Annotated in this window: 14 protein-coding genes; 8 read left to right on the plus strand and 6 right to left on the minus strand. The window is 73.6% G+C overall.

Features of this window, described 5'->3' with window-relative positions; genetic code table 11:
- Positions 1 to 15: 15 nt before the first annotated feature.
- Positions 16 to 888 (minus strand): dihydropteroate synthase, encoded by an 873-nt coding sequence (gene folP, locus ABT160_RS06650; RefSeq protein ID WP_351644402.1) that lies wholly within the window; start codon positions 886 to 888, stop codon positions 16 to 18.
- A gap of 52 nt (positions 889 to 940) precedes the next feature.
- On the opposite strand from folP, the gene ABT160_RS06655 reads away from it, so the two are divergent.
- Both ABT160_RS06655 and ABT160_RS06660 read left to right on the plus strand, forming a co-directional pair.
- The gene (locus tag ABT160_RS06655; RefSeq protein ID WP_351644404.1) at positions 941 to 1,360 is read left to right on the plus strand and encodes a hypothetical protein; all 420 of its coding nucleotides are present in this window, start codon (positions 941 to 943) and stop codon (positions 1,358 to 1,360) included.
- On the plus strand, positions 1,357 to 1,962 hold the full coding sequence (locus ABT160_RS06660) for a DNA-3-methyladenine glycosylase I (protein ID WP_351644407.1): 606 nt from the start codon (positions 1,357 to 1,359) through the stop codon (positions 1,960 to 1,962). Before ABT160_RS06655 ends, ABT160_RS06660 begins: the two co-directional genes overlap by 4 nt.
- Here ABT160_RS06660 and chcB read toward each other — a convergent pair whose 3' ends face one another.
- A complete protein-coding gene (gene chcB, locus ABT160_RS06665; protein WP_351644410.1) occupies positions 1,963 to 2,769 on the minus strand; it encodes a 2-cyclohexenylcarbonyl CoA isomerase in 807 nt (268 codons plus the stop codon).
- A 307-nt stretch (positions 2,770 to 3,076) separates the two neighbouring features.
- Between chcB and ABT160_RS06670 the strand changes: the two genes are divergently transcribed.
- The gene (locus ABT160_RS06670; RefSeq protein WP_200263181.1) at positions 3,077 to 3,244 is read left to right on the plus strand and encodes a DUF3117 domain-containing protein; all 168 of its coding nucleotides are present in this window, start codon (positions 3,077 to 3,079) and stop codon (positions 3,242 to 3,244) included.
- Positions 3,245 to 3,363: 119 nt separating this feature from the next.
- Here the strand turns inward: ABT160_RS06670 and ABT160_RS06675 are convergent, their stop codons facing one another.
- Positions 3,364 to 4,029: an O-methyltransferase gene (locus ABT160_RS06675; RefSeq protein WP_351644411.1), complete on the minus strand. Its 666-nt coding sequence runs from the start codon at positions 4,027 to 4,029 to the stop codon at positions 3,364 to 3,366.
- 186 nt (positions 4,030 to 4,215) lie between these two features.
- Between ABT160_RS06675 and sigE the strand changes: the two genes are divergently transcribed.
- The 5 genes from sigE to ABT160_RS06700 all read left to right on the plus strand — a co-directional run bounded on the left by sigE (position 4,216) and on the right by ABT160_RS06700 (position 9,187).
- The gene (gene sigE / locus ABT160_RS06680) at positions 4,216 to 4,986 is read left to right on the plus strand and encodes an RNA polymerase sigma factor SigE (protein ID WP_351644413.1); all 771 of its coding nucleotides are present in this window, start codon (positions 4,216 to 4,218) and stop codon (positions 4,984 to 4,986) included.
- The gene (locus ABT160_RS06685; protein ID WP_351644415.1) at positions 4,983 to 5,942 is read left to right on the plus strand and encodes an anti-sigma factor family protein; all 960 of its coding nucleotides are present in this window, start codon (positions 4,983 to 4,985) and stop codon (positions 5,940 to 5,942) included. The genes sigE and ABT160_RS06685 overlap by 4 nt, the downstream gene beginning before the upstream one ends.
- Positions 5,943 to 6,032: 90 nt before the next feature.
- Positions 6,033 to 7,772: a S1C family serine protease gene (locus ABT160_RS06690; protein WP_351644418.1), complete on the plus strand. Its 1,740-nt coding sequence runs from the start codon at positions 6,033 to 6,035 to the stop codon at positions 7,770 to 7,772.
- Between the two features lie 110 nt (positions 7,773 to 7,882).
- Positions 7,883 to 8,335, plus strand: a complete 453-nt coding sequence (locus ABT160_RS06695; RefSeq protein ID WP_351644420.1) for a sec-independent translocase — start codon at positions 7,883 to 7,885, stop codon at positions 8,333 to 8,335.
- Between the two features lie 183 nt (positions 8,336 to 8,518).
- On the plus strand, positions 8,519 to 9,187 hold the full coding sequence (locus tag ABT160_RS06700) for a hypothetical protein (RefSeq protein ID WP_351644423.1): 669 nt from the start codon (positions 8,519 to 8,521) through the stop codon (positions 9,185 to 9,187).
- A 98-nt stretch (positions 9,188 to 9,285) separates the two neighbouring features.
- Here the strand turns inward: ABT160_RS06700 and ABT160_RS06705 are convergent, their stop codons facing one another.
- Genes ABT160_RS06705 through ABT160_RS06715 form a run of 3 tightly spaced genes read right to left on the minus strand, consistent with a single transcriptional unit; the run spans position 9,286 to position 12,287 of the window.
- Positions 9,286 to 10,419 carry an Mrp/NBP35 family ATP-binding protein gene (locus ABT160_RS06705; protein WP_351644425.1) on the minus strand — a complete coding sequence of 378 codons (1,134 nt, stop codon included), beginning with the start codon at positions 10,417 to 10,419 and terminating at the stop codon, positions 9,286 to 9,288.
- Between the two features lie 43 nt (positions 10,420 to 10,462).
- On the minus strand, positions 10,463 to 11,020 hold the full coding sequence (locus ABT160_RS06710; RefSeq protein ID WP_351644428.1) for a DUF1003 domain-containing protein: 558 nt from the start codon (positions 11,018 to 11,020) through the stop codon (positions 10,463 to 10,465).
- Positions 11,010 to 12,287, minus strand: a complete 1,278-nt coding sequence (locus tag ABT160_RS06715) for a magnesium transporter MgtE N-terminal domain-containing protein (protein ID WP_351644431.1) — start codon at positions 12,285 to 12,287, stop codon at positions 11,010 to 11,012. The genes ABT160_RS06710 and ABT160_RS06715 overlap by 11 nt, the downstream gene beginning before the upstream one ends.
- Between the last annotated feature and the right edge of the window lie 4 nt (positions 12,288 to 12,291).

Below are 12,291 nucleotides of genomic sequence, written 5' to 3' on the forward strand. Positions count from 1 at the left end.
CCCGCCCCGTCGTCCCTAGGCCAGGCCCCGGCGCGCCACCGCGGGCTCGCGGTGGCCGGCGATCGTGGAGACCATGTCCAGGACCTGGCGGGTCTCGTCCACCTCGTGCACCCGGTACACCCGGGCGCCCAGCCACGACGACACCGCCGTCGTCGCCAGCGTGCCCAGCACCCGCTCCTTGACCGGCTTGTCCAGCGTCTCGCCCACGAAGTCCTTGTTGGACAGCGACACGAGCACCGGCCACCCGGTCTCCGCCAGCTCCCCGAGCCGCCGCGTCGCCTCCAGCGAGTGCCGGGTGTTCTTCCCGAAGTCGTGCCCCGGGTCGATCATGATCCCGTCGGGCCGCACGCCCAGCTCCACCGCCCGCTCGGCCAGCCCCACGGTGACCCGCAGCACGTCCGCCACCACGTCCTCGTACCCGATCCGGTGCGGCCGGGTCCGCGGCTCGGCGCCGCCCGCGTGGGTGCACACCAGACCCGCCCCGTACCGCGCGGCGACCTCCGCCAGCTTCGGGTCCACCCCGCCCCAGGCGTCGTTCAGGACGTCCGCGCCCACCTCGCACACGGCCTCGCCGACCTCGTGCCGCCAGGTGTCCACGCTGATCACCACGGACGGGAAGCGCCGCCGCACCTCCGCGACGAAGCCCACCGTGCGCCGCGCCTCCTCCTCGGCGGTGACCTCCTCGCCGGGCCCGGCCTTCACCCCGCCGATGTCGATGATCGCGGCGCCCTCGGCCACCGCCTGCTCGACCCGGGCCAGCGCGGGCTCGTCGCGGAACGTGGCCCCCTGGTCGTAGAAGGAGTCCGGAGTCCGGTTCACGATGGCCATGATGACCTGGTCGTGCGGCCCGAACTCGTGCCGTCCCAGCCGTAGCGTCCCGCTGCCCATCCGTGACTCCTCCTCGCGTCCGTACGGCTGCGACCTTAACCGTCGGCACCGCATGGCACGATCGGCACAGGACGTATTCCGGCTCGCACGCTCGGGGAGAGGCACGCAGGTGTTCTGGTTCTTGCTGATCGCGATGGTCGTGGTGGTCGCCGCGGTGACCCTCGCGGTGATCGGTGGGGGAGACCGCGAGGTCCTCCCCGAGGTGCCGCCCGAGCGGCTGGTCGACCCGCTGCCGCGGTCCCGGCCGGTGGGCCGGGCGGACGTGGAGGCGCTGCGGCTGCCGGTGGCCCCGCGCGGCTACCGGATGGCCGACGTCGACGACGTGCTCGGCCGGCTGGGCGCGGAGCTCGCCGAGCGTGACGCCCGGATCGCCGAGCTGGAGGCCGCGCTCGCGGGCGCCCAGGCGACCGCGGTGTCCTCGCCCGACCTCTTCGCGGGGCCCGGGCAGCGCGACGAGGAGGAGGGCCGGTGAGCGCCGCCGTCGCCGGCCCCGACGGCCGCAAGCGCTGCCCCTGGGGGACCTCCGCCGAGGACTACGTCGCGTACCACGACACCGAGTGGGGCGTCGCCGTGCACGGCGACGACGCGCTCTACGAGCGGCTCTGCCTGGAGGCCTTCCAGTCCGGGCTGTCCTGGATCACCATCCTGCGCCGCCGCGAGGGCTTCCGCCGGGCCTTCGACGGCTTCTCCATCGCCAAGGTCGCCCGCTTCACCGAGGCGGACGAGGAGCGGCTGCTCGCCGACGAGGGCATCATCCGCAACGGCGCCAAGATCCGGGCCACCGTGGCCAACGCGCGCGTGCTCGCCGACTGGGCGCCGGGCGAGCTGGATGAGCTGATCTGGTCCTTCGCCCCCGACCCGGAGGGCCGCCGGGCGCCGCGCACCCTCGCGGACGTCCCGGCCGTCACCGACGAGTCCACCGCGCTGTCCAAGGAGCTGAAGAAGCGCGGCATCCGGTTCGTCGGCCCCACCACGGCGTACGCCCTGATGCAGGCCTGCGGCCTGGTGGACGACCACCTGGCGGACTGCTTCGCCCGCCGGGCGGCCACCCGGGGTGCCGCGCGGAAGTCCTGATCAGCGGCCCAGGTACCGGGGCTGCTCCTTGGCCAGGAACGCCCGCACCGCGATGGTGTGGTCCTCGGAGGAGCCGGCCCTGGCCTGCAGCTCGTCCTCCTTCTCCAGGGTCTCGTCCAGCGAGTGCGAGAGCCCGAAGGCCACCGACTCCTTGAGCGCGGCGTAGGCCAGCGTGGGTCCCTCGGCCAGCGTCCTGGCCAGCTTCAGGGCCTCCGCCGCGAGCTCGGCCGCCGGTACGACCCGGTTGGCGATGCCCAGTTCGTACGCCTCCTGGGCCTTCAGGCTGCGCGGGAAGAGCAGCAGGTCGGCGGCGCGGCCGGGGCCCACCACCCGGGGGAGCGTCCAGGACACCCCGGAGTCGGCGGTCAGCGCGACCCCGGCGAAGGAGGTGTTGAAGGAGGCGGTGTCGGCCACGATCCGGTAGTCGGCGGCCAGCGCGAAGCCGAAGCCGGCGCCCGCGGCGACGCCGTTGACGGCGGCCACCACCGGCTTGGGCGCCCCGGCCAGCGCGCGCACGATCGGGTTGTAGTGCTCCTGGACCGTGCTCATCACGGCCCCCTCCGCGCCGGACTCGCGCGCCGCGGTCAGCGTGCCGACGTGCTCCTTGAGGTCCTGGCCCACGCAGAACGCCCGGTCGCCGGCCGCAGTGAGCAGCACCGCGCGCACGGCCGGGTCGGAGGCGGCCGACCGGGCCGCCTCGCGCAGCGCGACCTTCGCCTCGGTGTTCATGGCGTTCATCGCCTCGGGGCGGTTCAGCGTGATCGTCGCGAGCCCGTCGCTCACCTCGTACCGCACGGCGTCGGCCATGGCGGATCCCCTCTTTCGACGGCAGTGTCCCGCCCAGCATGGCGGAGATCACGGGCACCGGACATGTGACCTGCGTCAAACAATTCGCCCTGCCGGCCGTGCGGAAGGTGGCGAAGTATCGCAGGCGGATCCCCGAATTGGGCGGTTTTGCGAGAGCGCGTTGCGCAATGGATGCCGTCCGATGTTGGTCATCGGGTCCTGCGATGCGGGATAATGACCTGGAAGCAATGTGTTCGATGCCGGTGACGCGTGCCCATCCAGGGGGCCGTTCGGTGACGATGAGCTGGTTTCAGGAAGGGGAACGAGCATGGCGGCCATGAAGCCGCGGACGGGCGACGGCCCGCTCGAGGTGACCAAGGAGGGGCGGGGCATCGTCATGCGCGTTCCGCTCGAAGGCGGCGGTCGGCTTGTCGTCGAGCTGACGCCGGACGAGGCCGGAGCCCTCGGCGACGCCCTGAAGCAGGTCGTCGGCTGACGCGGTAACGACCGTACTCTTCTCGACTGCCCCGGCACGCCCTGCGTACACCTCTCGTACGTGGAGCGTGCCGGGGCAGCCGTGTGTCCGGGGCCGGTACGGGCCCCGGGGAGGCCGTCTCAGCCCCGCCGCACCGCGCACAGCAGGCCGTCGCCCACCGGCAGCAGCGAGGGCAGCAGCTCCTGGCTCTCGCGCACGGCCCGCAGCAGCTCCCGCAGCCTGAGCACCTCGGCCGGGACCGGACCCGAGTCGACCGTCCGGCCGTCCGCGAAGACGCCCTCGAAGCACACCAGACCCCCCGGTCGGAGCAGGCGCAACGATTCAGCGAGGTAGTCCAGGCTCTCCGTGCGGTCGCCGTCGCAGAACACCAGGTCGTACCCGCCGTCCGCGAGGCGCGGCAGCACGTCGAGCGCCCGGCCCGGGATGAAGCGCGCCCGGTTGCCCGCGAAGCCCGCCGCCCGGAACGCCTGCTTGGCGAACTGCTGGCGCTCCGGCTCGATGTCCACGGTGGTCAGCACGCCGTCGGGCCGCATCCCGTGCAGCAGGTAGATCCCCGACACGCCGGTGCCGGTGCCGATCTCGGCCACCGCTTTCGCGTCGGCCGTGGCCGCGAGGAGTCGCAGCGCCGCCCCGGTGCCGGGCGACACCGAGGGGAGCCCTGACTCCCGGGCCCGGTCGCGGGCCCAGCGCAGCGCGTCGTCCTCGGCGACAAAGGCGTCGGCGAACGCCCAGCTCGTCTGCCGGTTGGCGGTAATGACCCTCTCCTGTCCCCGTAGTTGGCGCAACGGTGACTGTATCCGTTGACGTCGGGAACCCGCAGATGGGACCGGGCGTTGGGGAGGAAGGGGGACCGGCGGGGGGAGAGTGCGGTGGAACGGACCGGAGGACGGGCCGCACCCGGTGCGGCCGATCGTGGGACGGCCCCAAATTCGCGTAAAGATTCTTATCCGGAGCTAACGGGCGAGGTGGCTATGGTAGGGGCTCCACTGGACACCACCAGAGCCGATAGGGGAGGTGCGGCTGCGCCTGTGGACCGCGGAGGAGTGCTCCGGCGCCTCCTGAGGTCAGCTGGTGAGCCGAAATCCGTGACCAACACCGCTGACCGCTTCCGCGCCGCACGTCCCGCGGCTTCCGCACCGACCACGGCGACCTTCGCACCGGATGCGGAATCGCAGGCGTGGACCCCTCCCACCTGGGAGGAGATCGTCAGCACGCACAGCGGTCGGGTCTACCGCCTCGCCTACCGGCTGACGGGCAACCAGCACGACGCCGAGGACCTCACGCAGGAGGTCTTCGTCCGCGTCTTCCGCTCCCTGTCGACGTACACGCCGGGGACGTTCGAGGGCTGGCTGCACCGCATCACCACCAACCTCTTCCTGGACATGGTCCGGCGCAAGCAGCGCATCCGCTTCGACGCCCTGGGCGACGACGCGGCCGAGCGGCTGCCCAGCCGTGAGCCCACCCCCCAGCAGGTCTTCCACGACACCCACTTCGACGCCGACGTCCAGCAGGCGCTGGACACCCTTGCGCCCGAGTTCCGCGCCGCCGTGGTGCTCTGCGACATCGAGGGCCTGTCGTACGAGGAGATCGCCGCGACCCTGGGCGTCAAGCTCGGCACCGTGCGCAGCCGCATCCACCGCGGCCGCTCGCACCTGCGCAAGGCCCTGCAGCACCGCTCCCCGGAGGCCCGGGCCGAACAGCGCGCGCTGGCGGGCGTGGGCGGGGAGGGCGGACCCGCGTGAGCGGCACAGGTCCGACCCCGGCGGAACAGCATCTGGGGGACCGGCTCGCCGCCCTGGTGGACGGTGAGCTCGGCCATGACGCCCGTGAGCGGGTCCTGGCACACCTGGCGACCTGCCCCAAGTGCAAGGCCGAGGCGGACGCGCAGCGCCGGCTGAAGAACGTCTTCGCGCAGGCCGCGCCGCCGCCGCCGTCCGAGGGCTTCCTGGCCCGTCTGCAGGGACTGCCGGGGGGACCCGGGGACTTCGGAGGGGATGACGACGGCCGGGGGGGACCCTTCGGGCCCGGCCGGTTCGCCGACGGGGTCTTCGGAGTGAGGACGGACGGCTTCGGGTACGTGCCGGCGGGCGGCGGCCACGCGGCCGTGCTGCCGGCTGACCCGGGCTTCCGCATCCACCCGGTGGCCCGCCCCGGGCAGGAGCGCCCCTCGTGGCGCGGGCGCCGGTTCGCCTTCGCGGCGGCCAGCGCGGTGTCGCTCGCGGCGATCGCCCTGGGCGGCGCCCTGCCGCTGGAGGCGGCCGTCGACCCGAGCAGCTCCACCGCCAGCGGCGAGGGCGCCGGCACCGACGCCGTGCGCCTCAGCGTGCCCCGCGGTCCGCAGACCCGTGGACAGGCCCCGGCCGGGCCCGACCAGACCGATCGCTCCGACCGCAGACGCGGCGGAGCCCGCGGCTTCCGCGACGGCCTGACCGCCGACGAGGTGCCGCTGGGCACCCAGGGCGGCGGGACGACCCTGCTGCCGCTCTCCGGAGTGCCCACCCAGCCGTTCAGCACGCCGGGCTCGCCGCTCGCGGGCGGCTCGTCCCTGGGCGGCGGATCGTCCCTGCCCCCGCTGATACGGCCGGGCCAGGCGCTGCGACTGGCCCTGGTCCCCGGTGCCACCCCGAGCGCCACTCCGGCGCCCACCCGGCTCGACGGTCCTGCCGAGCCGGTCCTGCCGCTGGCGTCCCGCCGCTGACCGCCCCCCTGCGCGGGCATCGCCGAACCTGGTTGAATCCAGGGAAGGGGTGCCCCCGCGGGGGCACGCACGGCCAGTGGCGGGGAGAGCATGGACGAGGGCAAGCGCACGGAGACGAAGCCGAAGTGGTGGAGCCGCCCGTCCCGGGCCGCCACCCCGCCCGAGCCTCCCCAGGACGCCCCGCCCGCCCCCGCCGACCCGCCCGCGGAGCCCCCGGTGGTCCCGCAGGTCCCGCAGGTCCCGTCCGACGCGCCCACGGCCGTCCAGCGGCCCGCCGCCGCCCCGGAAGCGGCCCCCGCGCCGGAGACCGCCGCCCCCGCACAGCCCGCCGCCCCGGAGGTCCCCGCACAGGCCCCCGCGCCCGAAGCCGCCCCCGCGCCCGTCGCGCAGGGCCCCGCGCCCGAGCCCGTGCGCGCGCAGCCGCTGCACGACCCCGATCCGTACGGCACCCCGCCCTACGGCGGCCCCGGGCCCTGGGCGCCGGCGCCGCCCGTGCAGCACCCCGCCGCCACCCCGGCCCAGGGCACCGCGCTGCCGCCGCACCCCGCCCCCGTACCGCCGCACCCGCACGCCGGGCCCGAGCCGCACCTCCTCCCGCCGCCACCCCAGCCCCAGCCCCAGCAGACGGGCCAGTGGCAGAGCTACGACCCGTGGAGCGCGCCCGGTGTCGGCACCGGGCTCTCGCACCCCTTCACCCAGGTCGGCGAGCCCGCCCCCCGCAGGTCCCGCAAGGGCCTCTACCTCACCGGCGCGCTGTGCTTCGCGCTGCTCACCGGGGTCATCGGCGGCGGCGTCGGCGCGTACGTCGAGCGCAACGGCGGGCTGACCACCGTCGAACTGCCGCAGTCCTCCGGGCAGGACACCGGCCGCGCCCCCGACAGCGTCGCGGGCATCGCCGCCAGCGCCCTGCCCAGCGTGGTCACCCTCCACGTGAGCGGCGGCGGCGAGCAGGGCACCGGCACCGGCTTCGTGCTCGACCGGCAGGGCCACATCCTGACCAACAACCACGTGGTCGCCCCGGCCGGCGGCTCCGGCGACATCTCGGTCACCTTCAGCGGCGGCGAGACCGCCCGCGCCAAGCTGATCGGCAAGGACAGCGGCTACGACCTGGCCGTGGTCCAGGTCACCGGCGTCTCCCGGCTCACGCCGCTGCCGCTGGGCAACTCCGACAGCGTCCGGGTCGGCGACCCGGTGGTCGCCATCGGCGCCCCCTTCGACCTCCAGAACACCGTGACCTCCGGCATCATCAGCGCCAAGGAGCGGCCGATCACGGCGGGCGGCGAGAAGGGCGACGGCAGCGACATCAGCTACGTCGACGCGCTCCAGACCGACGCCCCGATAAACCCCGGCAACTCCGGCGGCCCGCTCGTCGACTCCAAGGCCCGGGTGATCGGCATCAACAGCGCCATCCGCGCCGCCGACAGCGGCAGCGCCACCGAGGGCGGCCAGGCGGGCTCGATCGGCCTGGGCTTCGCCATCCCGATCAACCAGGGCAAGCGGGTGGCCGAGGAGCTCATCAACACGGGCAGGGCCACCCACCCGGTGATCGGCGTCAGCCTCGACATGAAGTACACCGGCGACGGCGCCCGGGTGGGCCAGAAGGGCTCCGACGGCTCCGCGGCCGTGACGCCCGGCGGCCCGGCGGCCAAGGCGGGCGTCCAGCCCGGCGACGTCATCACCAAGGTGGACGGCCAGCGGGTGCACAGCGGCGAGGAGCTGATCGTGAAGATCCGCTCGCACCGCCCGGGCGACCGCCTGGAGCTGACCGTGCGGCGCGCGGGCAAAGAGCTGGCCAAGACTCTGACCCTGGGATCCTCGACCGGAGCCTGAGCTTCGCCTGAACGCCGCCTGGGCGGCGCGGAACGGTCACCGGAAGGTACCGCCGCGACAGTTCGGGCAGGTACCGTGGGGCGGGCCCGGACCCGTGAAGGAGCAACAAGGTGTTCAGCGACATAGGCGCACTGGAGCTGGTGACGCTCGTGGTTCTCGCCGTGCTCATCTTCGGGCCGGACAAGCTGCCGAAGGTCATCCAGGACGTCTCCCGGTTCATCCGCAAGGTCAAGGACTTCTCGGACAACGCCAAGCAGGACATCCGCAGCGAGCTGGGGCCGGAGTTCAAGGACTTCGAGTTCGAGGACCTCAACCCCAAGACCTTCCTGCGCAAGCAGCTGGCCGAGAACGAGGACCTCAGCGACATCCGCAGCAGCCTCGACCTGCGCAAGGAGATGAACGACGTCGCGGACGCGGTGCACGGCCGCGCCGGCGACTCCTCCGTGCCCGCCGCGGTCAACGGCTCGGCGGGCGCGGCCCCGTCCTCGGGCCCCGACCTGCTGAAGAAGAACGACAAGCCCGACCCGGGCGAGCGTCCCCCGTTCGACGCCGACGCCACCTGACCGACGCCCACGGCCTGTCCTAACAGCCCCTCCCCACCGGCGAGAAGCAGCCACCCGGGCCACCCGCGCACCGTCTTTCCCGACGCGGCGGCGCGAGGTGGCTATCCTCCATCTGTCCGGACCTAGGACGCCCGAGGGGGGCGGGCCGCTCCGGACCCCGTGGATCGAGGAGGCGGCCGGTAGATGGAGACGACGAGTCGGGCGGGGGCGGACACCGCCCCCGGGGCACCCACCGCCGAGGGGGTGCAGACGGCCCGGCGCACGATCGTCGACGGCTATCTGCGCGCGCCCTTCCCCTGGTACGGCCTGGACGAGGCCTTCACGGGCCCGCGCTGGCTGATGCAGGTGGGCACGGCGGCGGACGGCAGCGTGCAGCACGGGTCGACCGGGCACGGTGACGAGCCGTCGATAAAGTCCGACGCCTCCCAGCCGGAGCGGGAGCGCTTCGCGGTGGTGGTGACGGTGGCGGCGAGCCCGGTGCGCCGCTCCGGCGACGGTACGGGCGTGCTGGACGCGACCACCGTCTCCTCGGCCGCCTGGCTCGCCGGTTCGGGCCTGCTGGCCTGCACCTGGCCCGCCCAGCTGGACCACGCGCTGCGCGACGACTGGCTGGACCAGCAGACCGAGGCGGCCTTCGAGCTGGCGGACGACCTGGAGGGGCCCGACTGGTCCACGCTGTCGCTGCCGGTGGACGGCGAGCCGATGCCCTTCCACTACCGCGAGTCCGAGTTCGGCTGGGTGCTCGCCGGGTCCACCCGCGGCGGGGTGCACCTGGGCGCGTACGGCCGCGGGATGAGCGCGTACGGGCTGGGCTTCTCGGTGGTGCGGGACATCACCTCGTACGCGTCCTGAGCCCCTGGGGACCCGGGGACGGACGCGCGCACGCGCACGACGACGGGAGGGGCGCCACCGGATGACCCGGTGGCGCCCCTCCCGTCGTGCGTGGCGCGTCAGAACTTGTTGCGCGGGGTGATTCCCAGGCTCATGCCCGACAGGCCGCGCTGGCGGCCGCCGAGCTTGCCCGCGATGGCGCGCAGCGCGGCGCCCGCCGGGGAGTCCGGGTGGGACAGCACGACCGGGCGGCCGTCGTCGCCGCCCTCGCGCAGCCGTACGTCGATCGGGATCTGGCCCAGCACCGGCACGTTCGCACCGGTCGTCCTGGTGAGCCCCTCGGCGACCATCTGCCCGCCGCCGGTGCCGAACACGTCGACCATCTCGTCGCAGTGCGGACAGGGCAGGCCCGACATGTTCTCGACCACGCCGACGATCTTCTGGTGGGTCTGCACGGCGATGGAGCCGGCCCGCTCGGCGACCTCGGCGGCGGCCTGCTGCGGCGTGGTCACCACCAGGATCTCGGCGTTCGGGACGAGCTGGGCGACCGAGATCGCGATGTCGCCGGTGCCCGGCGGCAGGTCGAGCAGCAGCACGTCCAGGTCGCCCCAGTAGACGTCCGCGAGGAACTGCTGGAGCGCGCGGTGCAGCATCGGGCCGCGCCACACCACCGGGGCGTTGCCCGGGGTGAACATGCCGATGGAGATCACCTTCACGCCGTGCGACGACGGCGGCATGATCATGTTCTCGACCTGGGTGGGACGGCCGTCCGCGCCCAGCATGCGGGGCACCGAGTGGCCGTAGATGTCGGCGTCGACCACGCCGACCTTCAGGCCGTCGGCCGCCATCGCGGCGGCCAGGTTCACGGTGACCGAGGACTTGCCGACGCCGCCCTTGCCGGAGGCGACCGCGTACACCCGGGTCAGCGAGCCGGGCTTGGCGAAGGGCACCTCGCGCTCGGCGGTGGTGCCGCGCAGCGCCGCGGCCAGTTCCTTGCGCTGCTCGTCGCTCATCACGTCCAGGTCGACGGAGACGGACGTCACGCCCTCGACGCGGGAGACCGCCTCGCGCACGTTGGTGGTGATCGTCTCGCGCATCGGGCAGCCGGAGACCGTGAGGTAGACGGTGACGGCGACCGCCCCGTCCGCCCCGATCTCGACCGATTTGACCATGCCGAGCTCAGTGATCGGTCGGTGGATCTCGGGGTCGTTCACCGTCGCCAGTGCTTCGCGCACCGCGTCTTCCGTAGCCATGGGTCGATGGTACGGCGCCCACCACGGCCACCGGAAAGCCCCGTCAGCGGTCGGGTTCGTCACTCCGGTACGACGGCTCGTACGGGAATAGATCCCGCCGCTCCTCCATCTCCTTGACCAGGTCCTGGAGTTCGGAGCGGATCCAGTCGCGGGTGGCCACCTCGCCCAGGCCCATCCGCAGCGCGGCGATCTCCCGGGTGAGGTACTCGGTGTCCGCCATGGACCGCTCGTTCTGCTTGCGGTCCTGCTCGTGGGTGACCCGGTCGCGGTCGTCCTGCCGGTTCTGCGCGAGCAGGATCAGCGGGGCGGCGTACGAGGCCTGCAGCGAGAGCATCAGCGTCAGGAAGATGAAGGGGTACTCGTCGAAGCGCAGGCTCTTCGGCGCCACGATGTTCCACACCACCCAGGCGATGATGATCACCGTCATCCAGACGATGAACCGCCCGGTGCCCAGGAAGCGCGCGATGCGCTCCGAGAGCCGCCCGAACGCCTCGGGGTCGTACTCCGGGATCAGCCTGCGGCGACGGTCGCGCGGCAGGTCGAGTCGGATGCGCGGGGCGGTCCGCTCCTGCGGCCGCTCGCGGTCGCGTTCAGTGGCCATGGACCGGCGCCTCCTCGTCCGCGTGGAACTCGGTCTCGCGCCAGTCCTCCGGCAGCAGGTGGTCCAGGACGTCGTCGACCGTGACGGCGCCGAGCAGCGAGCCGCTCTCGTCCACCACGGCCGCGGAGACCAGGTTGTAGGCCGCGAAGTAGCTGGTGACGGCGTGCAGCGGGGTGCCCGGGGAGAGCGGCTCCAGGTCGTTGTCCACGACCGCGGAGACCAGGGTGAACGGCGGCTCCCGCAGCAGCCGCTGGAAGTGCACGGTGCCCAGGTACTTGCCGGTCGGCGTCTCGTCCGGCGGCCGGCACACGTACACCTGCGCGGCCAGCGCGGGGGAGAGGTCCTGCTGGCGCACCCGGGCCAGGGCGTCGGCCACCGTGGCGTCCGGGCGCAGCACGATCGGCTCGGTCGTCATCAGACCGCCCGCGGTGTGCTCCTCGTACGACATCAGCCGGCGCACGTCGGCGGCGTCGTCCGGCTGCATCAGGGTGAGCAGCCGCTCCTTCTCCTCGTCGGGCAGCTCGTTGAGCAGGTCGGCCGCGTCGTCGGGGTCCATCGCCTCCAGGACGTCGGCGGCCCGCTCCTCCTTCAGCTTGCCGAGGATCTCCACCTGGTCGTCCTCCGGCAGCTCCTCCAGGACGTCCGCGAGCCGGTCGTCGTCGAGGGCCGCGGCCACCTCGGAGCGCCGCTTGGGGGTCAGGTGGTGCAGCACGTTGGCCAGGTCCGCCGGGCGCATCCGCTCGAAGGTCGCCACCAGGTTCTCGGCGCCCTGCCCGTGCTCCTCCAGCGAGAAGCCGGTCACCGCCGACCACTCGACGGTCAGCGTCTCGCCCTTGCGGCGCAGCGCGCCGCCCTTGCCCTTGCGCACGAAGACCTTGTCGATCTCCCAGTCGCGCCGGGCCGGCAGCTGCTGGATCGCCACGTCCAGGACGGTCACCTCGGCGCCGTCCTCCACCAGGCGCACCCGCCGGTCAAGCAGCTCGCCCAGGACCAGCCGCTCGGTCGGGCGCTGCTCGAAGCGCCGCATGTTGACGACTCCGGTGGTGATCACCTGGCCCGACTCCATGCCGGTGACCCGGGTCATGGGCAGGAAGATCCGGCGCCGCGAGACGACCTCCACCACCAGGCCGAGCAGCCGGGGAGGGCGGCGGCCCACGCGCAGCATCGCGACGAAGTCGCGGACGCGGCCCACCTGGTCGCCGTTGGGGTCGAAGACGGGCACGTCCGCGAGGTGCGAGACGAAGATCCGGGGAGCGCCTGCCGCCATGCCG

It is taken from the genome of Streptomyces sp. NPDC001941, from assembly GCF_040296945.1.
Taxonomy (GTDB): Bacteria; Actinomycetota; Actinomycetes; order Streptomycetales; family Streptomycetaceae; genus Streptomyces.

Excerpts from the sequence above, each read along its gene's own strand:
- ABT160_RS06690 (WP_351644418.1), top strand. The coding sequence starts at position 6,033 with ATGGACGAGGGCAAGCGCACGGAGACGAAGCCGAAGTGGTGGAGCCGC.
- sigE (WP_351644413.1), top strand. The coding sequence starts at position 4,216 with ATGGTAGGGGCTCCACTGGACACCACCAGAGCCGATAGGGGAGGTGCG.
- chcB (WP_351644410.1), bottom strand. The coding sequence starts at position 2,769 with ATGGCCGACGCCGTGCGGTACGAGGTGAGCGACGGGCTCGCGACGATC.
- folP (WP_351644402.1), bottom strand. The coding sequence starts at position 888 with ATGGGCAGCGGGACGCTACGGCTGGGACGGCACGAGTTCGGGCCGCAC.
- ABT160_RS06705 (WP_351644425.1), bottom strand. The coding sequence starts at position 10,419 with ATGGCTACGGAAGACGCGGTGCGCGAAGCACTGGCGACGGTGAACGAC.
- ABT160_RS06700 (WP_351644423.1), top strand. The coding sequence starts at position 8,519 with ATGGAGACGACGAGTCGGGCGGGGGCGGACACCGCCCCCGGGGCACCC.
- ABT160_RS06670 (WP_200263181.1), top strand. The coding sequence starts at position 3,077 with ATGGCGGCCATGAAGCCGCGGACGGGCGACGGCCCGCTCGAGGTGACC.
- ABT160_RS06710 (WP_351644428.1), bottom strand. The coding sequence starts at position 11,020 with ATGGCCACTGAACGCGACCGCGAGCGGCCGCAGGAGCGGACCGCCCCG.
- ABT160_RS06715 (WP_351644431.1), bottom strand. The coding sequence starts at position 12,287 with ATGGCGGCAGGCGCTCCCCGGATCTTCGTCTCGCACCTCGCGGACGTG.
- ABT160_RS06655 (WP_351644404.1), top strand. The coding sequence starts at position 941 with ATGGCACGATCGGCACAGGACGTATTCCGGCTCGCACGCTCGGGGAGA.